The organism is Mesorhizobium sp. M0904 (assembly GCF_040319475.1).
In the GTDB taxonomy this organism is placed as follows: domain Bacteria; phylum Pseudomonadota; class Alphaproteobacteria; order Rhizobiales; family Rhizobiaceae; genus Mesorhizobium.
The window spans coordinates 66,249-90,588 of sequence record NZ_JAMYOC010000021.1 but is presented as its reverse complement, the minus strand read 5'-3'; the positions used below and the strand labels follow the sequence as shown (position 1 = coordinate 90,588).

General features: G+C 62.7%; 23 protein-coding genes and 2 pseudogenes. 10 read left to right on the top strand and 15 right to left on the bottom strand.

Going from position 1 to position 24,340, the window contains the following annotated elements; all coding sequences use genetic code 11:
* Positions 1–4: 4 nt before the first annotated feature.
* From NKH80_RS21955 to NKH80_RS21920, 8 genes and pseudogenes are all read right to left on the bottom strand, one after another.
* Entirely contained in the window at positions 5–907 is a 903-nt protein-coding gene (locus tag NKH80_RS21955; protein WP_352993431.1) for a terpene synthase family protein, read from the bottom strand.
* Positions 904–2,454 carry a hypothetical protein gene (locus tag NKH80_RS21950; protein ID WP_352993429.1) on the bottom strand — a complete coding sequence of 517 codons (1,551 nt, stop codon included), beginning with the start codon at positions 2,452–2,454 and terminating at the stop codon, positions 904–906. The genes NKH80_RS21955 and NKH80_RS21950 overlap by 4 nt, the downstream gene beginning before the upstream one ends.
* 148 nt (positions 2,455–2,602) lie before the next feature.
* On the bottom strand, positions 2,603–3,595 hold the full coding sequence (locus tag NKH80_RS21945) for a polyprenyl synthetase family protein (RefSeq protein ID WP_352993486.1): 993 nt from the start codon (positions 3,593–3,595) through the stop codon (positions 2,603–2,605).
* A 154-nt stretch (positions 3,596–3,749) separates the two neighbouring features.
* On the bottom strand, positions 3,750–5,093 hold the full coding sequence (locus NKH80_RS21940; RefSeq protein WP_352808255.1) for a cytochrome P450: 1,344 nt from the start codon (positions 5,091–5,093) through the stop codon (positions 3,750–3,752).
* Positions 5,093–5,935, bottom strand: a complete 843-nt coding sequence (locus tag NKH80_RS21935) for an SDR family oxidoreductase (protein WP_352993484.1) — start codon at positions 5,933–5,935, stop codon at positions 5,093–5,095. Before NKH80_RS21935 ends, NKH80_RS21940 begins: the two co-directional genes overlap by 1 nt.
* Positions 5,936–6,103: 168 nt before the next feature.
* Positions 6,104–6,229 (bottom strand): annotated as a pseudogene (locus NKH80_RS21930) (ferredoxin); the annotation flags it as partial.
* 1 nt (position 6,230) lies between these two features.
* On the bottom strand, positions 6,231–7,520 hold the full coding sequence (locus NKH80_RS21925; protein ID WP_352993427.1) for a cytochrome P450: 1,290 nt from the start codon (positions 7,518–7,520) through the stop codon (positions 6,231–6,233).
* A 94-nt stretch (positions 7,521–7,614) separates the two neighbouring features.
* On the bottom strand, positions 7,615–8,817 hold the full coding sequence (locus NKH80_RS21920) for a cytochrome P450 (RefSeq protein ID WP_352993425.1): 1,203 nt from the start codon (positions 8,815–8,817) through the stop codon (positions 7,615–7,617).
* A gap of 202 nt (positions 8,818–9,019) precedes the next feature.
* On the opposite strand from NKH80_RS21920, the gene NKH80_RS21915 reads away from it, so the two are divergent.
* From NKH80_RS21915 to NKH80_RS21885, 7 genes are all read left to right on the top strand, one after another.
* Complete coding sequence (locus NKH80_RS21915; RefSeq protein ID WP_352993423.1) at positions 9,020–9,340, top strand: hypothetical protein; 321 nt, start codon at positions 9,020–9,022, stop codon at positions 9,338–9,340.
* 1,132 nt (positions 9,341–10,472) lie between these two features.
* Complete coding sequence (locus NKH80_RS21910; RefSeq protein WP_352993421.1) at positions 10,473–11,006, top strand: peroxiredoxin; 534 nt, start codon at positions 10,473–10,475, stop codon at positions 11,004–11,006.
* Between the two features lie 69 nt (positions 11,007–11,075).
* Complete coding sequence (gene rpoN, locus NKH80_RS21905; RefSeq protein WP_352993419.1) at positions 11,076–12,512, top strand: RNA polymerase factor sigma-54; 1,437 nt, start codon at positions 11,076–11,078, stop codon at positions 12,510–12,512.
* Between the two features lie 57 nt (positions 12,513–12,569).
* Positions 12,570–13,787, top strand: coding sequence for an MFS transporter (locus NKH80_RS21900; protein WP_352993417.1), 1,218 nt, complete (start codon positions 12,570–12,572; stop codon positions 13,785–13,787).
* Positions 13,788–13,836: 49 nt separating this feature from the next.
* The gene (locus NKH80_RS30150; protein WP_502897824.1) at positions 13,837–14,202 is read left to right on the top strand and encodes a hypothetical protein; all 366 of its coding nucleotides are present in this window, start codon (positions 13,837–13,839) and stop codon (positions 14,200–14,202) included.
* Positions 14,203–14,233: 31 nt separating this feature from the next.
* Positions 14,234–14,605, top strand: a complete 372-nt coding sequence (locus tag NKH80_RS21890) for a type II toxin-antitoxin system RelE/ParE family toxin (RefSeq protein ID WP_352554126.1) — start codon at positions 14,234–14,236, stop codon at positions 14,603–14,605.
* On the top strand, positions 14,605–15,000 hold the full coding sequence (locus NKH80_RS21885; RefSeq protein ID WP_352993414.1) for an XRE family transcriptional regulator: 396 nt from the start codon (positions 14,605–14,607) through the stop codon (positions 14,998–15,000). The genes NKH80_RS21890 and NKH80_RS21885 overlap by 1 nt, the downstream gene beginning before the upstream one ends.
* A gap of 169 nt (positions 15,001–15,169) precedes the next feature.
* Here the strand turns inward: NKH80_RS21885 and NKH80_RS21880 are convergent, their stop codons facing one another.
* The 3 genes from NKH80_RS21880 to NKH80_RS21870 all read right to left on the bottom strand — a co-directional run bounded on the left by NKH80_RS21880 (position 15,170) and on the right by NKH80_RS21870 (position 17,779).
* The gene (locus NKH80_RS21880; protein ID WP_352993412.1) at positions 15,170–15,334 is read right to left on the bottom strand and encodes a hypothetical protein; all 165 of its coding nucleotides are present in this window, start codon (positions 15,332–15,334) and stop codon (positions 15,170–15,172) included.
* 415 nt (positions 15,335–15,749) lie between these two features.
* Positions 15,750–16,736 carry a GTP pyrophosphokinase gene (locus NKH80_RS21875; protein WP_352700547.1) on the bottom strand — a complete coding sequence of 329 codons (987 nt, stop codon included), beginning with the start codon at positions 16,734–16,736 and terminating at the stop codon, positions 15,750–15,752.
* Positions 16,733–17,779: a nucleoid-associated protein gene (locus NKH80_RS21870; RefSeq protein ID WP_352700546.1), complete on the bottom strand. Its 1,047-nt coding sequence runs from the start codon at positions 17,777–17,779 to the stop codon at positions 16,733–16,735. The genes NKH80_RS21875 and NKH80_RS21870 overlap by 4 nt, the downstream gene beginning before the upstream one ends.
* Positions 17,780–18,182: 403 nt before the next feature.
* Between NKH80_RS21870 and NKH80_RS21865 the strand changes: the two genes are divergently transcribed.
* Positions 18,183–20,168: a hypothetical protein gene (locus tag NKH80_RS21865; protein ID WP_352993409.1), complete on the top strand. Its 1,986-nt coding sequence runs from the start codon at positions 18,183–18,185 to the stop codon at positions 20,166–20,168.
* Positions 20,169–20,183: 15 nt separating this feature from the next.
* Positions 20,184–20,315 (top strand): hypothetical protein, encoded by a 132-nt coding sequence (locus tag NKH80_RS21860; RefSeq protein WP_352993407.1) that lies wholly within the window; start codon positions 20,184–20,186, stop codon positions 20,313–20,315.
* 443 nt (positions 20,316–20,758) lie between these two features.
* Here the strand turns inward: NKH80_RS21860 and NKH80_RS21855 are convergent.
* The 4 genes and pseudogenes from NKH80_RS21855 to NKH80_RS21840 all read right to left on the bottom strand — a co-directional run.
* Positions 20,759–20,884: pseudogene (locus NKH80_RS21855) on the bottom strand (ABC transporter permease); the annotation flags it as partial.
* Positions 20,885–21,149: 265 nt separating this feature from the next.
* Positions 21,150–21,770 (bottom strand): nitrogen fixation protein NifQ, encoded by a 621-nt coding sequence (locus tag NKH80_RS21850; protein WP_502900982.1) that lies wholly within the window; start codon positions 21,768–21,770, stop codon positions 21,150–21,152.
* A gap of 335 nt (positions 21,771–22,105) precedes the next feature.
* Entirely contained in the window at positions 22,106–22,306 is a 201-nt protein-coding gene (locus tag NKH80_RS21845; RefSeq protein ID WP_352491466.1) for a ferredoxin, read from the bottom strand.
* A gap of 40 nt (positions 22,307–22,346) precedes the next feature.
* Positions 22,347–23,564 (bottom strand): cytochrome P450, encoded by a 1,218-nt coding sequence (locus NKH80_RS21840; RefSeq protein ID WP_352993405.1) that lies wholly within the window; start codon positions 23,562–23,564, stop codon positions 22,347–22,349.
* Positions 23,565–24,081: 517 nt separating this feature from the next.
* Here NKH80_RS21840 and NKH80_RS21835 point away from each other — a divergent pair.
* On the top strand, positions 24,082–24,294 hold the full coding sequence (locus tag NKH80_RS21835; protein WP_352993403.1) for a hypothetical protein: 213 nt from the start codon (positions 24,082–24,084) through the stop codon (positions 24,292–24,294).
* Positions 24,295–24,340: the final 46 nt, after the last annotated feature.

The following is a 24,340-nucleotide window of genomic DNA, read 5'->3' as shown; positions in this document are numbered from 1 at the left end:
GCGTTCAGGCCGGCGCACGCTGGCCTCCCCCCGCAGCGTCGCTGCGGTAGCGGCTAGTCGAGGTCTGGTAGTACTGCGCGCGGATGGCCGCCATGGCCTCGATCAATGGTCCCCACGGCGCGGGAAAGCGTTCTTCCGCCATCATCCGGTGCAGCATGCGCGTATGGCCGGCCAGCTCGTCGTTGAGGAACTCCTCCACAGGCATAGCCGGATAGCGCTGCAGCAGCAGGATCGCCGCGTTGTCGGCCTCGCCGGCCGACCTGTCCTTGTCGCGTCCATGCAGATCGTTCTGCAGGCGCCCTATCGCGGAGATGAGCCGCAGGACCTGACGAAACGCCGGACGCGCGCGCAAGGTCGCGATGTCCAGCCCCCACAGCAACGACAGGCAACAGAACACGTTCGTGTAGGCGATCGAATCGATGCCGTTGTGCAGGTACTCGGCGTAGGACCAGCGTTCCGCCCCTGCCGCCTGCGCGTGTCCAGCGCGCAGCGCCGCGCAGTAGCACCGGGTATCGTCGAGAAGCTGAGCGTAGTCGCGACGATCGAAGGCGAGCGCGGCCAGCGAAGCGCGCAGCACAGCGCAGCCCTCGAATCCGGGGAGCGTGCACGGCCCGCCCTGCCCCAGCGCCTGCTCCACCGCGGCGAGCTGCTCCGGCGAGATCAGGCCAAGGTCGTTGCAATCGTCGAGCCAGAACAGCAGCGCCAGTTCGCGATAGAACGCCACGATCAGCGTTTCGTCCTGCGGATCGCGGCCGGTGCGGGCGCTGGTTTCGCGCAGGCTCGGGTGGATGCGCTGTAGGATGTACTGGCCGCCCCTGACCGCTTCCACGGCATGCTCGTCGGCAAACCCGGTCAGGGAACGCCCCCACTCCAGCACCTGCTGCAGCGCGCGTTCGGTCTGGATCATGGCGCCGCTCCTGCTCCCTCGGCCGAGACGCGCCGCCCCCAACGAAGCGCCAGCCACAACCCGGCGAGTTCGGCCACGCGCACCACCCGGGTGGGGCAATACAGTTCCTTGCCGATCCACAGCGGCGTCTGCGGCAATGCATGCGCCGCATGGCGGGCGAGCATCCACTCCAGCGCACGCGCCACCGCCTGCGCGATGCGTTGGCGCCCTGCCGGCTCTTCGCTCCCGTCCATTACGTGCAACGCGAACAGCGCATAGGCGGTTTCCTCGAATGTGGACGCGCCACCGGCGCCCCAGCCGCCGTCGTCGCGCTGCGCCTGCAGCAGCGCCGCCAGCGCGCGCTCGTCGCGCCACTGGGGCTTGCCTTGCGCCAGCGCAGCGACCGCATGCGCGGTGGGATACAGCCACGAAACGTGCCATTTTTCGTTGTCCCATAGACCATGCGGATTGCGATTGGCCTCGACGTAGGCGCTGGTGCCGGCGGCGGGCTTTCCCAACAGTCGCAACGCATGCAGGGCATGGATGTTGGTCGACACCGAGGCATTGCGCTCGCCGGGGAAGGTGACGAACAGCTCGCCGATTTCGAAATGGCGCAACGCATCGACCGCCGGGTCGCGGCCTGCAAGGCGCAGGACGCACATCGCAACGGCGGTATCGTCCGCATCGGCCGCGAAGTGCAAGGCCGGGCCCAGACCGCGCACGCCCAGGCGGGCGTCGAGCTGCGCGACGATCACTTGCACCGCCTCGGCGAGCGCGGGATGCGCGAACAGACCGGCCAGATGCAGGGTGTACAGCGACCAGCATGGCTCGAATACATTGATCGGCCAGACGTTGGGAAAGACACCTTCGATGCCGCTGCGCGTCGCCCGCGATGCCGCCTGCAGATACGCGTCGGCGCGCCCGACCTGCGGCGTGCTTCCCTGTGTCACGGCGTGCGCACGCCACGCGGCGGTGGCCGCCGGACTGATGCCGATGCTGCCGTCGTCATCCGGGCATGCGGTGGTCGGCGACGTCCCCCAGGCTTCCCAGGAGTGCAGCAATGGATGGCCGCTCGGCAACGTCGCCACCGCCCCCAGCTTGACCAGGCACGCTTGCCGCAACGGCAACAGCGCCGGGTGGCCCGGAAACGCCACGCCGCCCAGCAAGGATGCGGCCTCGCCGCACAACTGCGGCAGGATCAGCTCCGCGCCGATCGGCGCGTCTTCCGGCACCGCATGCGCGTAGGGATCGGGCTGGCGCTCGAGGAACCGGGTTGCAGCCTGGACTGCGTCGGCAGCGCCGGGAAGAGGATCGGCACGCTGCAATGCCAGCAACGCCGCCCACGTGGGCGCATGGCGGAACAGCGGGAAGTCCGCACTTCCCCATCCGCCATCGGCCTGTTGCTGCGCGATGAGCCACGCGTATGCGTCCTGCCGACCGGTGACGTTGCCGTGGAACTGCAGAGCTCGCGCCGTGTCGTAGACGGACGGACCGACGCTCCCGCCGTCGCTCATCTCGCTCAGCAGGTGGCGCAATTCGGAAAGGATCTGTTCGGACAGCGCGTTCACGCGGGATGTTCCTTCTGCAGACGGTTGACGAGAACCAGGGTCGGCAGACGCCGCGCACATCGCCGCGGACTTGGGCACAGTGCAGCATGCACCGCTGCCGCCGGCCGATCGCACCGGCCCAGGGGCGACTCCATGTGGACGGGCGTGCTCATGCGCATGGCGCGGACAGATACACGTTGGCCCGCTGCAGCATCTGCGCCAACCGTTCCGCACGCGGCCCCAGCGGGACGATGGCTTCCCCGGCGTCGCGCAACAAATCCAGCGCGAACTGGCGCGCTGCCTGCAGCCCCATGATCGACGTGCAGGTCGGCTTCTGCGCCGCCGCGTCCTTGCCGGGGGTCTTGCCCAGCGTTGCGGTATCCGCTGTCGCGTCGAGAATGTCGTCGACCACCTGCAACGCCAGGCCGAAACAGGCGGTGTACCGATCGAGCGCACAGTACAGCGCAGCGTGCGCGGCATCCTCCGCGATGGAGCATAGCGCGCCCATGCGAACGGACGCGCGCACTAGCGCTCCGCTCTTCTTCCGGTGCATCGCCACGATCCTGTCCAGCTCGGCGTGCTTTCCGACCAGCGACAGATCCATGGCCTGCCCGCCTGCGGCACCCTCGGCGGACACGGCCTGCGCCAGTTCGCGCACGAGCGCGATTCGGTTGTCGCCCGGCGCATCCAGGCTCGCCAGGGTCAGGAAGGCGTGCGCCTGCAGCGCATCGCCGACCAGGATCGCAGTGGCTTCGCCAAACTTGACGTGCACGGTCGGAAGGCCGCGGCGAAGCACGTCGTCGTCCATCGCGGGCAGGTCGTCGTGAACCAGGGTACAGGCGTGCATCATCTCGATGGCGGCGCCGACGTCGTCGAGCATGTGCGCCGGCGTGTCGGCCAGTGCGCCGGCCGCTAGACAGAGCAAGGCGCGGGTGCGCTTCCCGCCATGCAAGGTGGCGTAGCGCATCGCCGCCATCAGCTCGGTCTCACCGTCGTCTTCGGCGCAGAGAAGACGCGCCAGCGCCTGTTCGACCCGCTTTGCGCCGTCCTGCATCCAGATCTCCGGCACCAGCCTGCCGGATGCGCCGCGCGCCTGCGCACCCAATCCGCCGAGCGCGGAAACGCCAGTTCGGTCGTCGTGTAGCGTGGAACCGGTCTGCATGTTGTTCATGTCCTTGTACCTGACACGAGATGGCCACGGCGAGCGCCAAGCCGCAGCGGTGTTGCCGGCGCCGCACCGAGCGCGTGCGCTGAGCGCAGCAATGCCGCGCCTCGCCGGCGCGGCTGCCTCGCCACACGGGGCATGCGATGCCAGCTCATGAGAAGCCTATGCGGATTGCCATGGACGGATGTGCGGTCGGGTAATAGCGCCGGCCTTTTTCGACGCCGCTCAGCAACCGCGGCCGCACCCCGGCCTGGTGCATGGTCAGCGCCAAGGCGATGCAGAACTGCACCATTTCCAGCCATACCAGGTGGTAGCCGATGCAGACGTGTGGGCCGGTACCGAACTGCAGCATGTCCACCGGCCGGATCGGCTCCGTGCGTTGCAGCCACCGCGCCAGACGGAACTGATCAGGCGCCTCGTGCAGCAGCGCCGAGGTCGAGAAATGCAGCAGCGGGATGCACAGATGGGTGCCCGCGGGAATGCGCCGTTGGCCGAGTTGCAATTCCTGCAGCGCGCGACGAGGCAGGAGCGTGGTCGCCGGATGCAGGCGCAGCGTCTCGCGGAACAGCGCCTCGGCGACCGGACACTGCGCCAGGTCCGCGTGCCGGGTCGGCACCGCGCCCACGCGTTGCGCCTCCTCGACCAGGGCGTCCCACAGCACAGGCTGCCGCGCCAGTTCGATCACCATCCAGGCCATCGTCGAGGCAGTGGTGTCGTGACCGGCAAGCAGCAGCAAGCGGATATTGGCGACCAGGACGTCATCGGAGAGCCTATCGTCGCTGCGGTCGAAGACGCTCACCATGTCGTTGATCAACCCGGTGCGCGCGGCGTGCGCGCGCGCGTCGCGGACGAACTGGCGCAACTGCGCGTCGATCCAGTCGCGGGCGGCGCGGCCGCGCCGCAAGGGCAGTCCGGGGAGGTCGACCGGGGGCGCGACGATCAACTGCAGCAGTTGCCGGTACTTGCGATGCCATCCCGGCAGGTCCTGCGCGGGGATGCCCATGAGGCTGAAGATGAGCTTGAGCATCAGGTCGCCGGTTTCGCGCAGGATGGTTGCCTCGCCGCGGTCGCGCCACGCCTGCACCCGCGCCCGGATGACGGGCGCGAACAGGTCGCCGATGCCGGCCTGGGTCAGCCCCTTGGGCAGGAACGCCGCCTTGATCGCATCGCGCGCCTGCCGGTGCGCGCCGCCGTCCTGGGCAACCAACGTTCCGCCAAGCAATTCGGGCGCGATCTCTTCGATCAGCGCCGAGGACACGTCCTTGTGCCGGAGCAGTGCGAACGCTTCCGGATCCACGCAGGTCATCAGGTGTCCGGCAGGGCCGAAATCCAGCCAGAAGTGGCTGCCCAGCGTCCGTTCTGCGCGCTGCAGCAGGCGCGGCAGGTCGCAGACAATGGCGGGAAGATGCCCGACCAGGGGGAAAGCGCCAGGCATGACCGGGATGTCGCATCGCAGCCGGTGCCGACGGTTGAGTGGGTTGAGCAGCATGTCCATCAGCAGCGCGCCGCCGCCGCCGATTCGGTGTCGTCGGCAGGGCGCGCGGCGCAGCTGTTGCCACCGTCGGCGTATGTCGGCACATGCGCCAGCATGCCGCCATCGATGCACACGACCTGGCCTGTGATAAACGCAGCATCGTCGGAGAGCAGGAACGCCACCAGCGCCGCCACGTCCTCGGGGCGGCCGACGCGCGGCAGGAGCTGGTGCCGGCGCAGATGCCGTTGCATGCACTCGTCCAGCTTGGCGAGGAGACGCTCGGTCATGACGAGACCCGGCGCAACCGCGTTGCAGCGGATCTGCGCATGACCGTATTGGGTGGCGAGCGAAGCCGAGAGCATGTTCATCGCCGCCTTCGACGCGGCGTAGGACGTCTGCGCGGTGTCCCCGCTGAGCCCCTGGCACGACGACATGTTGACGATCGCGCCACCGCCGCGGGCGATCATCCGTGGGATGGCCTGCCGGCAGCAGAGCAGCGTGCCGCGCAGATTGGTCGCCATGGTCTGGTCCCAGACTGCCAGGTCCAGGTCGAGGATCGCGCGGTCGCGCGGGGTCAGATGCATGGCGCTCGCATTGTTCACCAGCAGGTCGACCCCACCGAAGTGCCGCTCCGCCGTCTCGAACAGCGCTGCCACCGCCTGCGCATCGGCGATATCCATGGCTATGGGCAGCGCGTGGCCTGCTTCGGCCGCGATCTGCGCGGTGCAGGCGAGGGCCGCCGAGCCATCAATGTCGGCCACCACCACTCTGCCGCCCCCGCGCGCGATGGCGAGAGCGCATGCCTTGCCGATGCCGGCGCCGGCGCCGGTCACCACGGCCACCTTGCCTTCAAACCGTCCCATCGTGTCTCCTGAATTGTATTGGTCTTTCGCAGCATGCCGCTGGGCCTGCGCCGGAGAAGGCGCAGGGTCGGCGCTGGCGCGCTGGTCATGGCCAGCGTCGCTTTCGATGACCCGAATGGCGGCGACCGGGCACTGGTTGGCCGCAAGCCGCACGGCGGCGTGCAGCGCCTGCGGGACCGTCGCCACGCACACTTCGGCCACGCCGTCCGGTTCGCGCTGGCGAAAGGTGCCCGGCAGCGTCAGCACGCACTGCCCGGTAGTTCCGCACAGATCCTGATCGACCAGGACGCGCATCTCAGCCCTCCTGCCCATGCAGCCGCACCGGCAGCGCGCGGAACGTCCTAAGGAACGCGGAGGGCTCCCGGGTCGGCTGCTCGGCCAATGCCAGCGTGGGGAAGCGCGCCTGGATCCGCGGCAGGCTCTCGGCCAACTGCACTCGGGCCAGTTGCGCACCCAGGCAGAAGTGGATGCCGTGGCCGAAGGTCAGCATGATCTTCCCGTCGATCGACATGCCAGGACTGGTGCCGTAGAACCGCACGGGATCGAAGCGGTCGGGATCGGCGAAGGCGTCCGGGTCGCGATTGCCGGCCGCGATCAGAACGCGCACGTCTGCGTTCTTCGGGATCACCACGCCGCCCAGTTCGATGTCGCGCTGGGCGATACGCGGAATGGAGCTGAACATGGCAGGCGCGTCGTAGCGCAGGGCTTCTTCGACGAATGCCTTCACCCCCACGGCATCTCCCTGCAGCCAGTGCCGCTGTTCGGGATACGCCAGCATCGCCAGGATCGCATGGCCGATGGCCGCGGCAGTAGTGGCGAAGCCGCCCAGCAGCATGCCCCAGAGCATGCTGATCAATTCCGCATCCGACAGCATCTCGGCATCGCCGTCGTGTGCGCCGACCAGCATTGACACGATGTCGTGGCTGGAATCGGTGCGCTTGCGCTGTATGAGGTCGCCGAAGTAGGCCTGCACCCTGGCGCTGGCCGCGTCCGCCGCGGCGAGCTGGGGATCGCTGGCGTGCGGACTCAGGCCTTCCAGAATGGCGCTGATGCCGGCGACGAGCCCGAACATGTCGTCCCGGGGCATGCCGAACAGTTCGCCGAAAACCAGCATGGGCAAGGCCAGCGCGAATTCCTGATGCAGGTCCACTGCCTCCCCGCGCTCCAGTGCGGGCGCCATGCCGTCCAGGCGCGCTGCGACAATGCGAGCGATGGTCGGCCTCAGGTTGTCGATCTGGCCGATGGTGAAATCGCGCGAGATCAGCCGGCGCAGACGCGTATGCGTCGGTGGATCCTTCATCGCTAGCGTGGACGCCAGCAGATTGAGTGACAGGCTGGTCGCCGCACGCGGGAAATAGCGCGCCAGTTCGCCCGGCGCCGGTCCCCGAAAAGCATCGCCCGTGGCCTTGAGCGCCCAGTAGATGTCGGCGTGGCGGCTCAACAGAAAGAGGCCCGACGCCGCGCGATGCACCGGATCGTGCTCGCGCAACCACCGCATGAACGGATACGGGTCGTGGATGCACGCTGGCGACGCCAGTTCGGCGAAGGCGTCCCGGCATGCTGCCGTGGTTTCTTGCACATCCATATTGGTTACCTGTTGGCTGGCTGATCCGACCGGCGCGCGCCAGGCGCGCCGGCAAATTGCGGAGAAGATCGCGATTCCCGGCGGCGTCCGCGCATCACCAGAGCACCGGGAACTCCTCGAACCCTCCAGTGATGATCTCCTTGCGCAACTTCAGTTCTTCGGGCGCCACCGCCAGGCGCAGCGCGGGAAAGCGCTGGAAGATCGAACCGAACACTACCTTGAGTTCCAGCCTGGCCAGCGCCGCGCCGATGCAGTTGTGCGGCCCATAGGAGAATGCCAGGTGCGGGTTTTCGTCGCGTCCGATGTCGAAGATTTCCGGGTCGTCGAAATGGCGCGCATCGAACGATGTCGCCGGCAGGCCGACAAGCACCTTGCTCTCCGCAGGAATTTCCACGCCCGCGATGGTCACGTCGGTACTCGGATAGCGCATGATGCCGTCCCAGCCCGCGCCCGGCGGGTACATGCGCAGGATTTCCTCCACCGCCTTGTCCACCAGGGATGGATCGCCGACCAGGCGTTCGCGCTGTTGCGGATGGCGGAACATGGCCAGCAGGCCGAATTCGATCTGCGCGACGGTGCTCTCGTGCCCCGCCACCAGCATTCCCGCCGCCAGGCCGATCCCCTCTTCCTCGGTCGCCTTGCCCTGGTCGACCGCCGCGAGCAGATCCGTCAGCAGGTTGTCGCCAGGATCCTGGCGCTTGTCCCGCATCTTGCCGCGAATGTAGGCGCGCAGTTCTTCCCAGGCCAAGCGCGACGCGCTGCGCGGGCCGCTTTCATGCTGGTGCGTCATCACCTCGTCGGACAGCCCGGCGAAAAAGGCGTGATCCTCGTAGAGCACGCCCATCAGCGCGCTGATGACCATGGCCGGAAGTGGAAAGGAGAGGTGGCGCCGCAGGTCGGCGGGCTGGGGCTGGGCCGCCAGTGTCTCGAACAACTGCGCGGCGATCACCTCGACCTGCTGCGCGAGCAGCTTCACCCTGCCGTTGCTGAAGGCCGGCGCCACGATCGCACGTAACCGCGCATGCTCGCCCCCCTCGTGCGAGACCAGCCACCCCGGCGAACCGAGAATCACCGAATCCGGGGTGAATGCCGCCGGCGGCATTCCGGAGGGCCGGAACGCCGCGTCGGACAACACCGCCTTGGCCTCGTCGTAGCCTGTGACCCACCAGCCTTCGTGCCCGGACGGGAAGCGCACGCGGTGGATCGGACCGTTGGCGCGTAGTGCCAACATCTCGGGCGAGGGCTCAATGTGATCGACGCGCCACATCGGCAGCGTCGGCAAAGGTTGTTCGGGCATGGTGGCACTTCACTCTATAGCGATGGAAGGGCGGAAGGTGACCGGCGGGCGCTGCGGCAGCGAATGACCTAAGACGGCATACAGATGACGTCCTCCTACGGCCGGCCTGATTATCAAGACCGGCCAACGTGTAACTGTCTAAGCACACCGCGCGGCGAGATGCAGAACTTTATCCTGGACCATCGATTTCAGGATAAGGTCGGTGTGGTGGGCCTTTGAGCCGCCGCCGGCCAAGATTTCCTGCGCAAGGGTCGACAAGGGCGGCGAGCTGTTGGGTAAGGGCGGTTTCGCCGAGGACCCCCTGCCCATAGACGCTATCCGACGCGGATTTGACATTTTGCTTTTCTTTCTTCGTTCCATCGATCGCGGTGCTATCCACGAAAGGAAGGTCGGTCGGCAGCTCCCGGCCCGCAACGAAGGAGCTTCAAAACTCGTGCCAATTTGGCGGACCCAGCAGAAGAAAAAAATTGTGATTGCTTTTCATCGGGTTAGCCTGAGGCCAGACAAGAGCTCGGCGAAATAGGCCGGTGTCGCGGCCCAACAAAGGCGACAGAACAGTGTCGGATAGTACGCCTCGGCGACCTTTCGGTCGGGCTTGCGACATTCTGGTCCAGTTTCGAACATAAGAGGGCGGCAAACAGACACGATTGGGAATTCGATCCTCACGGCGCCAGGGCGCTTGCCCAAGAGCGCGCTCATGTTGCTGCGACAGGCGCGTGTTCGCGATAGCCGGGCCTGCGCACCCATGAACGCTAGCGGCACACGCTACGCAATGACTGGAGTGCCCGCCAGCCTCAGGTAGCGCATCGGCTCCGCTTCCGGTTCTTCTTTGCCCAGCCGGGGCTGAAGCGCCGAATATCCGCACCCTACAGCATCGTTGTTGCCTGTGTGACGAGGCGGTATAGCGCGCGCCCGATCTTCTAAGACACGGCCTCCGAGAAGAAGGGGGCGGTCCAACAGCACCTCTATTTGAAATGGCACGCCGCTTGCTGCTCCTGGTTAGAGCACCATCAAATCACGATGAAAGCGAACTGCACCATGCCCGACGCGCGAAGCTCTAGACAGTGGCCTGAGGAGACGATGCCCGTTCCCGCTGAACATCGGGACATCGTCTCCTCCGGAAGGCCGTTCTCGGTGGCCGCTTTGCGCATGGCTGGTCCGATGCCGGCACGCCAACACGGGCCGCTCGCGCAAATGCCGTTTACCGGTTCTGTTCAGCATGTGAGTGCCCAAGAGCCCCGTCAAAGGGTCACCCAAGCCAAGGCCGGCGGGTCACTGCCACATATCGACAACACGCTGAACCAGTCCAGTGACCCGAGTCTGCGTGAAGTGACATTTCAGGCCCCCACATGCTTGCGATATTGGCTACTTCCGGCCGCTATCCCTTTTCCAAACGCACGATCGCGAGTGACCGATCCCGCTTCGGGCGCCATAGCCGTGGGAACCAAGCGGCTCGACGGTGTCCAGCTCGCTCAGATCGATTGCGTTCGGGTGGCCAAGACCAGCCGCCAAGACGTTCCCATACGTCGGGAGGGAAAAAGGAGGTTGCGAGCCGCGAGGTCCTCATTCCGTGCCGGGCATACGAGCCTTTGCTCGGTATTGCGCCAGCCTCTGCCAGAATCCGGCGCGCCAGTTTTTTCCTGAGGAGCAAGTTGATGACCATTCAAAAGAAGGTTCCCTTCGTCACCTTTCTCACGCGTGTTCGCGATGAGTCAGTCCAGGGCCCAAATCCATATCGCTGGGAAGAAAAGACATCTGACGACTACTTTGCCGGCAAGCGCGTCATCCTGTTCTCGCTGCCTGGCGCCTTCACTCCGACCTGCTCGACCTACCAACTGCCCAATTTCGAAGAGCTCTATGATGAGTTTGAGAAGGAGGGAATTGACGCGATTTACTGCGTCTCCGTCAACGATGCCTTCGTCATGAATGCGTGGGGGAAGTCCTTGGGCCTGCAGAAGGTCGAGCTCATTCCCGATGGCTCAGGCGAGTTCACACGCAAGATGGGCATGCTGGTGGCCAAGGACAATCTCGGCTTCGGGATGCGCTCCTGGCGCTACGCCGCCCTGATCAACAATGGCGTGGTGGAGCAGTGGTTCGAGGAGGAAGGTTTCTCCGACAACTGCGAGGCCGACCCCTATGGCGTCTCATCCCCGCAAAACGTTCTCGAAACGCTGAAAGCCGCCGCATGACCTAGAAAACGTCTCACTGGTGCCATTGCCCGCCCCAAGAGGCTCCTCGACAGGATTATCGCGCTCACCATGCAATCCTCAGCAAGCCTGCTTCAGCGCCAGAAGCAATCCATGGTCGCATCGCCTCAACTCATTGAGTCGATTCGCTTGCTGCAACTGGCGCATACTGAACTGCATCAGTTCGTGGAGCGGGAAATCGAGAAGAATCCGCTCTTGGAATCTGCGTCAAACGATGGCGGGCCTTTTGGCGATGTTTCGATTTCGGGAGCGGATCAGCCTGTCGGCCCACGCGCAAACGCCGTTGACGGACCGACCGGGGCCGGGCCGCCTGAACGGCTCGGGCAATGGAAATCACTTCGCAACACGACCAACAACCCGCCGGGTAATGGCCCTTCCCTCGACGAGTTTGCCACCCTCCCCGAAACATTGCACGACCATGTCGCTCGTCAGATCGCCCTCACCGCGTTCACACCACAGGAGCGGCTGATCGCTGGCCAGCTTGCCGCCGATCTGGAAGACACTGGCTATCTTCGGGCAAACCTTTTGGAGCTGGCCGAGAGCCTGAATGTCCGGGAGGCTGATGTGGAACGGGTTCTCGGAGCCTTGCAGCACTTTGATCCACCGGGAATTTTTGCGCGAACTCTCGGAGAATGCCTCGAAATCCAGTTGCGCCAGCGAGACCGGTTCGACCCGGCAATGGCAGCTTTGGTTGCCAATCTTGAAATGCTTGCGCGACGTGATTTTCAGGCACTGAAGCAGCATTGCGGCGTCGATGAAGAAGACCTTCTCGACATGATGCATGAGATTCGGGCGCTCGATCCCAAGCCTGGGAACCGGTTCCAATCCGGTGCGTCTGAATCAATCATACCCGACGTCTGGGTCACGCCCTCGCCGCAAGGCGGGTGGCAGATCGAACTTGATCCTGCCACGCTGCCAAAGCTGCTGATCAACCAAAGCTACTATGCCGAAGTCTCGCGTCAAACTCCCCAAAATTCGAAAGATAAAGCATTTCTCGACGAATGCTTGCAAAACGCGACCTGGCTAATCCGCAGCCTCGATCAGCGCGCCAAGACCATTGTTAAGGTTGCGGCTGAAATCGTGCGTCAGCAGGATGCCTTTTTGGAACATGGCGTCGCCCACCTGCGGCCTCTCAATCTCAGAACCGTCGCTGACGCGATCGGCGTGCACGAGTCGACGGTAAGCCGGGTGACCTCGAACAAGTACATGCTTACCCCGCGCGGCGTCTTTGAACTGAAGTATTTTTTCACCGTCGCAATCGCGTCCTGCCAAGGCGGCGATGCGCACTCCGCCGAAGCTGTCCGCCATCGGATCAAAGCGATGATTGCCGCAGAATCTCACGGTGACGTGCTGTCCGACGAGGACATCGCTGCCCGGCTGAAGGAAACCGGCATCGATGTTGCGCGCCGCACCGTCACAAAATATCGCGAAGCAATGAACATCCCCTCCTCCGTGCAACGCCGCCGGGAAATGCGCTTGTGTTTTTAAATTTGGGTCAAGGCAGCCAACATCAGGTTGCATTGCATCAAAGTGGAGACTTCGTTCATGACCCAATCCGCGGCAGGCGTCGTGGACGCTGTTCTGCACGACTCAGAAAAGCCCGTCCCACCGTCTGGTCCCGCATGGGGTGCGGTCATTTCGCTTTCCTTGGGCACCTTCGGGCTGGTGACCGCAGAGTTTCTGCCTGTTAGCCTGCTCACGCCGCTCGCACATGATCTCGGCATCACCGAGGGAGCGGCTGGACAGGCGATGACGGCGACCGCTATCGTCGGGGCGATCTCGGCGCCGACGGTGGCTATCATCACAAAGCGCCTGGACCGCAGGCTCGTCATGTGGGCGATGACGCTGCTGCTGATCCTGTCGGACGTTCTGGCGGCCGGCGCGTGGTCGCTGGCGGTTCTCCTGACTGCACGCGTCGTGCTCGGCATAGCGCTCGGAGGCTTCTGGTCGATGTCGGCAGCACTGGCGATGCGGCTCGTTCCAAGCCACCTCCTGCCGCGCGCTATGGCCATCATCCTCACCGGCGTTTCCGTGGCTACCGTTTGCGCAGCTCCAATCGGCGCTTATGTCGGCGATATCTGGGGATGGCGAAGTGCCTTCATGCTCGCCGCAGTCGGCGGCGCGGCTACACTGCTGGTGCAACTCATAACCATTCCGAGACTGCCTCCGATTGGAGTGGCTAGCTTCCGCAGCCTGCTGGATGTGGCTAAGATTCCGATGGTCAAGGTCGCGCTTGTGGTCGTCCTGCTTGTCGCTTCCGGCCACTTCGCCGGAATCACTTATATCCGCGCCTTCCTCGAGAAGATTCCCGCTCTGGACGTCGAGACGATTTCGCTTGTGTTGCTTGTTTTTGGTATCGGGGGATTCTTCGGCAATTTGGCCGGCGGGCTTCTGGCCGAGTACAGTCTCAAGGCAGTCGCGGCCCTTGCACCGCTGCTCATAGCGATAGCCGCTGTTTCGCTGCTGATGGCGGGAGCATCGGCCTTCGCCTCGGCGATTGCGGTTGCCGGGTGGGGCTTTGCCTTCGGCGCCGTGCCGGTGGGATTACAGACGTGGATGGTGCGGCGGGCCGTTCCCGAGCAGGCCGAAAGCGCCGGTGTGCTGATGGTCGTAGCATTCCAAGTGGCAATCGCAGCCGGCGCGATTTTCGGCGGAGTATTGGTGGACAATGCCGGGATTACCAGTGCCTTTGCCTACAGTGCTGTTGCCACGTTCGCCGCCGCCCTGACAGTGTTCCTGCTCGGCCCGAAGCGCGAAACCTAGACCGCCTGACAGAAGAGGTCTCAGCAGCGCAAGCGGGACGAGAGATGCGATGCACGGCGCGGCGCGGTCCTCCGCACGATTACGCATGGACCAGCGCAAGCGCCTCGCCGGCTTCACCTCCGGGCCACGCGACCTTCGCCGCCAGACACGCGAACCTCGCCGGCACCGGTTTCCATTTGGCGACAGTGAGCGCTGCCGGCGCGATGGAACCCTTGCTGGCGGTCATATCCTTCACGACAAGCCGGCATTCTGGGCGAGCGACAGCTACGCGCCGGCCATGCCCGTCAGAACGCCGGTGACGATGCCGCTCGATAGCGCAGACAGGTCGCGAATTGCCAGTCGTGTCAACGGCGGCCGGATTATCGTCGACCGCGCGTACCTTGTTTCGGCCGCAGACTATCGTTCGGCAGCTTGATGATGTTGACTGCATAGCCTAGGAGCTATATATGACTTGGGAAGTCGTTTTTGGCGATGAGTTCGATGGGGAGTTCGAGGCGTTGCCCCAGACAGTCCAAGATGAGCTATTGGCCTCGGCTAAGCTGCTCGGTGTGTTCGGGCCCCAGCTGGGGCGACCGCATGCGGATACCTTGAATGACTCGTCGTTCGCGAACATGAAAGAACTTCGCTTCGACGCTGATGATGGTGTCTGGCGGGTTGCGTTCGCATTCGACCGGAAGCGGAAGGCGATCCTGCTCGTCGCCGGCGATAAGTCGGGCGTGAGTGAGAAGCGCTTCTATAAAAGTCTGATCGCCAAGGCGGACAAGCGCTATCAAGGGCATCTCGACCGTTTGGCGGCGGCGAAGAAGGAGAAGAAGTGATGGGACGCAAGCTTGACGACCTAATCGCTGCGCTCCCCGAGGATCGTCGGGAGCGGGTCGACGCGCGTTTCGAAGAGTTAAGGGGAGAAGTCGAGAGTCTCGGCGATTTGCGGCGTGCCGCTGGAAAGGCCCAGGCCGAAATCGCTTCGGTCCTCAAGATCAAGCAGCCTTCGGTCTCGAAGATCGAGAAACAAGCCGACATGTACTTGTCTACTCTTAAAAGCTACGTCGAGGCGATCGGGGGGCAACTCGAACTCGTCGTTCGCCTTCCCTCGCGCGCGCCCCTCCGTATAGAGCGGCTCGGCGACGTCGTGGCTCCCAAAGCCGTCTCCGTGCGTAGCGTTAAAAGAGCGGCAGGTGGACGTAATCGCCCAAAGGCCGCACGCGCCGGCTGACCTCACTCTCTTTCGGCTAAAGACTACCCTCATGATCACCAGCGCACGCGCCAGATCCCGACGCTTCAGCGTCACGAGGAACAGGAACCGCAGTGCCGAGACGGCGCCATTGATCGTCGCAGGGCCGACGCCGCTCTCATGCTGATGCAGCTGGACTCGACGGATGTCCTCAGCCGTCGCCGTGTCGGGCAGCGGCCAAGGAACACAGCGAAGCGCCGGACGTGACGAACGTAGTTTTTTGCTGGGTATGAGAGCCCAGGCCACGCATGAGCATGTCGTGCTGCATGCGCTGGCGAAGCGGAGAGATTGGTGCATCGGTCGACAGGGTAGCCATGGCGAGTTCCTCTCGTTGAAGGGACCTCCATGGTCAGATCGACGCCTCTACCCGCTCAAGTCAAATGGCAGTCGCGCCATCTCAGACCGAGGCGCCCCTCCCGCGAAGCGGGTTCGTGCATGAGGCGCATTGCAGCCCGGCTGCTGTAGGGCCGTTGCCGGCCTGGCGGGCTTCGGCTAGGATTTGCGATAAGCTGCCGTCCTGGACGGCGAACTCATTGCGGTTACTCGCCGTCAAATTCGAGAACCAAGATAGTGGCCCCTGTCGGCACAACTACTTCGGTCGAGCGTCTCTCAGGGGGACATGGGCGACTGATAAGCCGCTGCTTCAGCGCAGGTCCCCTTCTGAGCGACCATTCATTTCGCAAGGCCCACCTCCCATTGACTTGGGCGTCGACGTCTTGGGGCTTTGTGGCCTACTGCGGAAGGGCCAAGCCAAGGTCGGAGTATATCGGCCCGAGTTCCTCGTCCGTCAGCAAACCTGGCGAGGTGGCGATGCTAGGAAAATTGCCCACCACGAAGTAGAGCAACAAGATCGAGGGCAAGGCGAACAGGGCCTGGTCCTCTCGCCGGCCCTTGATGCGTTCCCATATGAAATCCTTGGTGTTCAGCCAAAGGAGGATGTCTTCGATTGAGCTCTCGCCGGCCAGTGGGAGGTAGGCGTCCATCAGCTCGCCGTCGAGAGTGGTGACAGTCGCGTCCAAGCCGATCTTATCTCGGTAGTACACCGACAAGGCGCCGATCAATGCCTTGACGCTCTTGACCGATGCGTCGATGAGGTTGCCAACTTGGCGGAAGTAGTCGTCAGTCGCTTCGATCAACGCCATGGCCTTTGCCGCAGCCCGCATCATCTCAGGCGTCGATTTGACGCTTGGCTTGTAGATTGTGTCGTGGGTAACTTCGCTGAAGGCATGCTGAAGCAGCGTGCGGACCTGGATCTCGCACGGAATGTCCAGCGGTATAGGGACCCCTTCGAAGACGACCCCCGCCTTTGCCCGAACCACGTAGTGGACCGACTGGTACCCGAACTCCCAAGGCTTCCGGGCTCGCTCCTCGGCGAAGTCCCGAGCCTTTTCCCAGAACCAGTATTTGTCGCCGAATTCGGCGATCGCCTTCTCGACGATGGGTATTTCGTCGGAGGTGAGCACGACGAAGCGGATGCCCACCTTGTCCTCGATGTCGTCATACGGGCTTGGGTAGCCCTTGCCGCGATAGAGTGCCTTCTGGATGAGCGACTTGCTTTCCTTCAGCCTGTGCTTAACCGGAAGGCGCAAGAACAGGTCCGGCGCCTCCACTTGGGTCGAGAGCCCGTCGATGACCGCGTGGATGACGAACCTGCCCCAGGCATCGTAGTACTGCTGCTCCGCCTCCCAGCGTCGCAGGATCTCGAGCTCGGTGGTCATAGCTGTTCGGTGACTGGCCTGCGGACCGTGATCCTGGTCCAGCTTGCAGCCTCGCCTTCGGCATCATCACCCGGCGGCACATCCTCGATTGTCACGGTGCGATTCCGTATCGCGTCCGGGGACGCCGATAATTCGATGTCTGGACCGAACTTGTACTTCCGGCGCCGCAGCCTGCCACCCATCTCGCTGATGTCCCGAACCACGGCCCTATTGGTGGGGAATTTCCTGGCTTCGAGGAACTTGTTGAACGGGTCACGCAATTCGGGTGGCAGATACGTGTCGCCGAACTGCTGCGAGGTGAACGTGGGTGCCTGATCTACCTTAACGAAGGCGAATAGCGCGTCCCCCAGGTCCTTTCGGAGATCTCGGTCATTTACCGATGTGCGAACGAATTCCTTTGTGAGATCGAAGAACTTCGCGGTTTCATATTTCCCGCTCTCAGGAAAGGCGCAGCCAAGAAAGCCGTCGTAGAAATATACGGCCGCGTTCTCTCGGCGGGTCGCGGTAATGTTGCTGTCAAACACGAAGCATCGCCAACTTGTGCTCGCCGTGACAGCGACGTCTTCAGAGATGAACAGGGCAAGCTTGTAGAGCCTCGTGGCTGGCGTCAGGAAGATGTTCTCGAGGAATTCGGTCACAACTTTTGCCGCAGCCAGTCGGCGTTGAAAGCCGGACTGCATCTCCGCTTTGATCACCCCGACGAAGGGCTTTCCGTCGCCACCGACTTTCCCATCGAAGACTAGAAGCATTCCCCCGGGAATGCCTCGTGATTTCTGTGCGTCAGCCAGGGCATCGGCCATGTGATTGGAGACGTTGGGAAAATCGGTGTCGGTTGCCAGAACAAGACGTCGAGCGGTTCCAACCACGCTCGCGTCCTCGGTCTTCACTATCCGCATCTCTATGCTTTTGGACTGTGCGGACAGCGCGTCGGTGATACGCATCCCAAAATGACTGACAGCCTTGGCATCCAGTATTTCGAGCTCCTTGCCGTAGAATGGCGGCACTATATTTGGCCCGTCTTTCCTCTGGAATACCTCATGCATAACAACTCGGCCGATAGAAAGATTCTCTACAAACAAAACTGAAACCCCTGCGAAAATATCGAGGTAAATTATTCTAAGTAGGTTAAGAAATGATATCAGAACAAATCGAGAACGCAAGCTGCCTACGTAAGAACAGTGCGGGAGGAAACTCAGGCATATGCCCTGCCGTTCGAAGCCATGCTGCCAACGCAGCGCGACGCGTTCGAGAGCAGTACCGCCGACGGTGAATTAGCCGAGTGGTCCAGGGTCGGCAGCCGGTTGCTGACCCGCATGACCGAAAGTCAGGACTTTGCCGACGGATGGGTTAATCGTCCAGCCGGGGCCGTATCGATATTCGGTGCAACAGACGGGCAACGCGCCAAGCCTGCGGGCAAGGGGGCAGGCGGATTACGAAGAAAGCCTCATGCCCTTCCTGAAATCGGCGCTGCAATGGCTAGCTGACCAGCGGGTCGTTGTTTTGGGCCGCACGACGCTGCCCGCAGCCCTTCTCAATAGGCAGCCGGATACGCTCATGAACGGGCTTTCAGGATTGATCGAGCATGTAAGCCAAGGCCTGCGCGATGATTCGGATATCGGCTATATCCAAAAGCTTCTGGCGATCGCCGTGGCAACCGCGCCGCACACAAGCGCGCCGAACATCGATCTCCTGCTGATAAGGCTGGTTGGCGGCGCGTATGTGACTGCCGGACGAGTCCAGCATGCTCGCAACCTTGCAGAACATGGCCTTCAGGTCGCAGGAGATGATCCGCTGCGGTCGCGTATCGCATGGTACGGCTTTGCCGACATTTATCATCGCCTCCACAACCTGACCGAATCGCTTGTCGGAATGGCGTGCGCACTTTCATGCGAAGCGCCAGTCGGCCCCGAAGAAGCATGGTATGAAACTCATGGCCTGATCCGGCTGATGCGTGACCTGAACATGACCGCCTTCGCGCGCTCGCTTCTGCCCGTTGCAAAGCAACTCTTCCGGACCATGGGGGTCGAGCAATCTCAGGGGCATCGCCTCCAAACGATCGAACTTGGCCTTCGCTTCCGCGAATTGCTGATGACCATCCCCGCTCGGGAAAACATGGCTGAGTTCCTTGCCGATCTTGCCGATAACTGCCAGACCGTAATCGACCTTCATGACGAACTCGCCCCCGTCTCGATTTTGCTGGCACAGGCGATCCGGATGGCGGAGGTCAATGGAATTGCCGTACCGGAGAGGACGCGGGAACTGCTGGAGGCGGCCCTGGCAGCACTCGGCGAGCCGAACGCTTCGATGGTCCGGACTCTTTCTGTAGGGGGACCGGCGGCAAAAGATGTATTGTCTTTCGCGAAGCGCCTCGAGCCCGCACGGCATTCGGAAGATACGGCATACGATGTTCGTCCCGTGGCAATGGCGGCACGGAGGCTGCTGGACTCTAAGGAGGCGGGGGACGATGCAAAAGTTGCGGCGTTCGCAATCGAGCTTCTCGCCGACCAGGCAATCAAACGCCAATCCGCCGACAGCGGTTCTGCCCTTCCATGCTCGATCGAGGAGCCTGCAGAAATCGCGAAAGAAATCTCGCGCGCCGGTATCAGCGTCACTTTGCTCGGTTTGGCGGATACAACCCGTGTGGTGCGCGTTACCGCAGAAGGTGGCGAGTTGTCGGCTACGATAGTTGAACCGGCGGAGGTTTTTTCCAAGGCAGCGTTCGACAAGTGGGGGGAACAGTACCCGTACCAATACGCCTTCGATTCAGACGATCCGAACGTGTTCTACAACAGCATGCGCGAACTTGGGATCAGCGCCGCCCCGACGACGCCCGCTCTTCTTGTTGCCGACGTTGCGCTGCAGCAACTCCCTGCGAACCTGCTCATGGCATCCGGCGAATTGCTCGGCCTGCAGGTCCCCGTGGCGGCCGCACCGTCCCTTTCTTGGCTCAAGGAGGCAAGAAACCGCCCTGCAAGGACTGGTGCACCGTTCGCATGGATTCCCATCTCGGACGACCCGGGAGCTGTTCAGACTCTCGGAATGCTGGCCGACCGGCTCAGCGGCACGCTTCGCGACCACTCGATCGACCTCGACACAGGGCTTGCGGTTCCGGACCGCTTGAAGGGTGCCGAGTTGGCAATAGTCACGGCGCACGGAAGCGTCATTCCGGAAGGCCGGTTCTTTCAGGTTGTCGCAGATGATGCCGGTATGAGGTTTACCCCCGACGTAATATCGAGCGCTGTGTGCAACGCAGGCGTTGTCGTTCTTTTTGTCTGCAGCGCCGGCAGGTTTGATAAACACCCCATGGCCGACACAACGACTGGGCTTGCAAAGGAACTGCTCGATCAGGGCTGTTCGGCGGTAGTCGCATCACCGTGGCCGCTCAACGCGAGCGTCCCCGCCTACTGGCTGCCTGCATTTATGGACGCGTGATCCGCCGGAGCGACTGTGATCGAGGCGAACTTCGAAGGCAACAAGGCCGTCGAACGCGCCCTCGGAAAGTCCCCCGCAAACCGCCTTGCGCTGACCGTCTTCGGCGATCCCCTGGTGACAAAACGGCGGGAAACAGAACCTGCATGACGTCGAGCACGATTGGGATGAGTCATCAGCTTGCGAATGGGCTAAACGTTCAAGCGGCTCTTGATGAGTGCTCGTTAAATTTATCCTTATAAGGATAGTCGTCGTGCCAACCGATCTGCAGGTTTGGGGGACGACAAGACTATTCAACGACCGATAGAGGGCGCATTCCCACCGCTCGCTGGTATCAGCCGTAATGTCCGCTTCTGGGCGAAGACAAGGTTGCCTGAACGTCCTACTTGAGGCGCATAGCTGCCCCAATACGACACGTAGAGTTAAACGCCTTCGTGCTGACGTGAACGACCCGCGAGGTCGCGAGCGTTAGAAATTCGAAGCCTCCTGAATCTATCCTAAATCCGAATCTAGTGACCTAATTTGTCCAACAAGCACACGCAATTCGGGTTGAGGCGGGATCCAGAAAGTTCGAAAAGCTTCCAGGAACCCCAGCGCGCGCCCTGCCGGAACTGGCCGAGAATGATGGCGGAGCCGGCAGCAACGAAATTGATGGCAACGCCGGAGACAATCTGGCCGCCCCAACGGGTGATCGAGGCGAAACTGTGCACCAGCGCGAACAATGACGGCGGTGAACCGCGGCCGCCCAGGCGCCGCAACCGCCAGGCAGGCGAGCAGCAACGGCCCGGAGAACACCAGTTGCTCGGCGGCGATGGTGCGGGTCGCATCCTGCACCGCCATCATGACGGCGCCCGCCGAAGCGAGCATGGCGAGTAATCGGACAGCAGGCACAGCATTCAATCCCCGAAGGCGTCAGTCGACATTCGACAAGAGACACATGGCGCGGCGCGAGCGCTGCGGCTGTACGACAGACGAAAGCGGTTCTCAATCCGAGGCGATGCCGTTCTTAATCCATGTGAGGCGGCTTTCGCCTTCCTCCGGGCCGAAGCAGCTTTCGACATCATTGCATTCCCGGCAACTGGGCGCGCTGCACAGCGAAAAACCTTCGGCCTCGCAGAGCTTGCGGTAAAAGTATTTCTTCCATTTCATGTTTTGGGTGTTGCCGGCCGCCAGCGTCGGAAAATGCGAGGCGAGCAGGCGGCCGAGGTCGCTTCGATTAAAAAGGCCAAGGTCCTGCCAGAGATGGTCATTGCGCATGGCACGCCGGGCGATGATCTTGGCGAAGCGGGCGCTCGCCGGGTCGCCCGGCCGGGCGTGCGCCAGCAGCAGTCCGCGCAGAAGTTCTTCCTCCAGGTCGGGCTCGGGCTCGCTCACCTCTTTCAAGGCAAACGCGTTGATAGGAAAAGCAGGGAAACAGCGGACCAGGACATCGCGCAGCTCGGCGCGCGAAAGGCCGGTTGCCTCCGTCGCCGTCACCTCGCCGGCCTCGATCTCCTCGAGCGCACGTGAAAGCACACAGGCAAGCACATGCTGGTCGAACCTCCTCTCCAGCTCGATCTGCGGCCATTGGCCGGTGCTGAGCCGGTCATAATGTAGGGCAAATATGGTGCGTTCTCCTGGTTTGTCCTATCAAATCATACAGAGACCCGGCCTGCCGCAACATGGGTCGGGCAGTTCTTCGGGTATCCGCAGTCGCGGAGCGCCTCGCGCTCGAGTAGTTCGGCAATTTTCGTCTGGTCCATCGGCTCTGTCGCAAATTCTGTGATTGGAAGAGGCGTTTCGCGAGCCCCCGCCCTGCCGTTTGCGCCTATGGGGAACACTGGCGCCGGAAATGCCCTCGCAGAGTTGGAGGTGGACCGTGCAGGACAAACGTCGCGTGCTGAGTGCGGCCACATGGTCGGCCCCATTCACGGCCGCCAGAAGCTCGGTTGAATGAGTCCTCAAAGCGCGCAGCGGGTGAGTTCCAGCGCACGTTCAGGACAGGATCGCGCGCCTCGGGATGCAGGCAACTCCTCCCCTTCCGCAACTTCAATGTCACCAGGCAGGATGTAGCCCTCGTCATCAAGCTTGAAGATGTCCGGCGCTTGCGCCGCACATCGCGCGTGACCCTGGCATTTGGCCTTTTGGACGATGATGCGCATGGCGCTGCCTCCATTGTCTGTGCCCCGACTCGGGGCAGGCCTAAGACCAGTCCAGGATCAAATTTTCGATCCCGAACACATGGCCGCCAGAGGTTATCGGTGCCGTACCCTGCTTGATCCTGAAAGCCGGGATGCGCGCCAGCCACTCCTCCAGGCCAATGACAATCTCCCGCCGGGCAAGGTGTGAGCCAAGGCAACGGTGGGGACCATAGCCAAACGCTGCGTGGCGGTTGTCCTCCCGCTCCAAATCGATCGTGTTGGGGTATTCGAATTCCGCCGGGTCACGATTGGCAATCATCGTGGCGCAGGAAACATAGTCCCCCTTCCGGATCGGCGCGCCTTCGAAGTCGATATCTTTCGTAGCCACGCGGATCAACTGAATGGGCGGATAGGCCCGCAGCAATTCTTCGGTTGCGAGCGGGATGCGGTCCGGTTCGCTCCGCAGCAATTGCTGATCTTTGAGGTTGCGCGCGAGGTACACCAAGTCAAAGCCTATAGCTGCTGCGACCGTGTCGAGCCCAGCGACGAAGACAAGCACGCCGATGCCGCGGACTTGGGTGTCCGTCAGCCGGCGGCCCTCGACCTGTGCCTGCACGATAAAGGTCATGAAATCGTCAACCGCCTCCTGGCGGCGCATGGCTGCAAGTTCGTCGATGAATGCCACGATCGTCCGGGCAGCCACAGGTCGTTCCTTATCGTCGCCGTGGAGCAGATCTTTCCCCCAGCCGACGAATGTATCGAGTCGGTCATCGGGCAACCCCAGAAAGCGAAGAAAGGTGCTCACCGCGAAAGGAAAGGCAAAATCCTTCATCACGTCGCAGCTTGTGCCCGACGCGGCGATCCTTTCGATCAGCTCGACCGCCCGTTCGCGGACAGCCGGTTCCAAAGCCAACACCCGCTTTGGCGAAAGCAGCGGATTGAGCAGTGAGCGAAAGACGCCATGGGCCGGTGGATCGAGCTCAAGCGGGATCGTCGGCCAGTTTTCACCCAGTATGGAGGAGAAGATGCTGCGATGGCTGGAAAAAGTCTCTGCGTCCTGCAGCACCTTCCGCTGGTCCGCGGCACGGGTGATGACCCAGGTACCCCGGCCATCTTGCGTGTTGTAGCGGGAGTAAAAGATCGGAGGCCCCTCATGTACGCAAGCGACAGCTGCGTGTGGATCCCCGTTGGGTGTTGGTGGCATCCCTGGCGATGTAAACAGGCTGAAGTCCCTCACCATTTCGGGCGGGACATGATCTGGAACGGGGTTGGTCGCCATTTTGTTTTCTCTACATTGGCGTTCATGGCTCGATTGAGATTGCACCACTGTTCATAAAGTCGATTTCCAGCATGGGCACGTCTCTTGTCGGGCGCCTTCTAGATTCTGTCGCCTGATACAGCCCACCTACACCAGCGCGGATGAGATCGGTTGCGAAGTCGATCAGAAGGGGCATCTCCGCCGCGCTGCGGTCATGAAGCAAAGCCGCCGCTTATCCCCGTTAGGGTTGAGAGGCTGGTCAATCACCTCTGAGCACCGTGACGCACTGCTGATGCCCTGCTGATCAAATTGTCGAAGCAAGTCGCGTGCCGGATAGGCGTACCCATGGCGCTGCACCAATCAATGCCAGCCTGGGCCCCCGCCGCTGATGATCACCTGTCCATCATTCTTAGGACAACGTCCGACAACCGACATCCGTGGTCGGTTTTGTCGTGTCCGCGACATCGGGCTGTTCGGCTTGGCTGCTGCTGCACAGCCTTCCGGTCGACGAGCGAGGAGATCGCTCGCACGGCCCGGATTGAGCAACGACGCGATCCAGCGCAAGGATCGGGTGCGGTCCGACAATACCCGTCGGCGCTTGCGCGCGATGATCGGAAATATCAACAAGGTCCAGCCGCGCTTCGGTTCGGCGCTGATGGCGTATGCGTTTTATCGCTCGCAGGCGCTGCAAGGATTTTCGGTCAGACGGCGATGCACTCGTGCGCAGCAGTCCGGCCAGCGACGAGCTTGACTGTATCGATGCGGTCAATTCCGGCGTGCACACCTAACCGTCCGTA

Coding starts and splice junctions, on each gene's coding strand:
- NKH80_RS30150 (WP_502897824.1), top strand. CDS start 13,837: ATGCACGGCGCGGCGCGGTCCTCCGCACGATTACGCATGGACCAGCGC.
- NKH80_RS21945 (WP_352993486.1), bottom strand. CDS start 3,595: ATGCAGACCGGTTCCACGCTACACGACGACCGAACTGGCGTTTCCGCG.
- NKH80_RS21885 (WP_352993414.1), top strand. CDS start 14,605: ATGGGACGCAAGCTTGACGACCTAATCGCTGCGCTCCCCGAGGATCGT.
- NKH80_RS21845 (WP_352491466.1), bottom strand. CDS start 22,306: ATGCGCATCATCGTCCAAAAGGCCAAATGCCAGGGTCACGCGCGATGT.
- NKH80_RS21900 (WP_352993417.1), top strand. CDS start 12,570: ATGACCCAATCCGCGGCAGGCGTCGTGGACGCTGTTCTGCACGACTCA.
- NKH80_RS21955 (WP_352993431.1), bottom strand. CDS start 907: ATGATCCAGACCGAACGCGCGCTGCAGCAGGTGCTGGAGTGGGGGCGT.
- NKH80_RS21940 (WP_352808255.1), bottom strand. CDS start 5,093: ATGGACATGCTGCTCAACCCACTCAACCGTCGGCACCGGCTGCGATGC.
- NKH80_RS21890 (WP_352554126.1), top strand. CDS start 14,234: ATGACTTGGGAAGTCGTTTTTGGCGATGAGTTCGATGGGGAGTTCGAG.
- NKH80_RS21875 (WP_352700547.1), bottom strand. CDS start 16,736: ATGACCACCGAGCTCGAGATCCTGCGACGCTGGGAGGCGGAGCAGCAG.
- NKH80_RS21870 (WP_352700546.1), bottom strand. CDS start 17,779: ATGCATGAGGTATTCCAGAGGAAAGACGGGCCAAATATAGTGCCGCCA.
- NKH80_RS21935 (WP_352993484.1), bottom strand. CDS start 5,935: ATGGGACGGTTTGAAGGCAAGGTGGCCGTGGTGACCGGCGCCGGCGCC.
- NKH80_RS21880 (WP_352993412.1), bottom strand. CDS start 15,334: ATGGCTACCCTGTCGACCGATGCACCAATCTCTCCGCTTCGCCAGCGC.
- NKH80_RS21865 (WP_352993409.1), top strand. CDS start 18,183: ATGCCCTTCCTGAAATCGGCGCTGCAATGGCTAGCTGACCAGCGGGTC.
- rpoN (WP_352993419.1), top strand. CDS start 11,076: ATGCAATCCTCAGCAAGCCTGCTTCAGCGCCAGAAGCAATCCATGGTC.
- NKH80_RS21840 (WP_352993405.1), bottom strand. CDS start 23,564: ATGGCGACCAACCCCGTTCCAGATCATGTCCCGCCCGAAATGGTGAGG.
- NKH80_RS21910 (WP_352993421.1), top strand. CDS start 10,473: ATGACCATTCAAAAGAAGGTTCCCTTCGTCACCTTTCTCACGCGTGTT.
- NKH80_RS21920 (WP_352993425.1), bottom strand. CDS start 8,817: ATGCCCGAACAACCTTTGCCGACGCTGCCGATGTGGCGCGTCGATCAC.
- NKH80_RS21925 (WP_352993427.1), bottom strand. CDS start 7,520: ATGGATGTGCAAGAAACCACGGCAGCATGCCGGGACGCCTTCGCCGAA.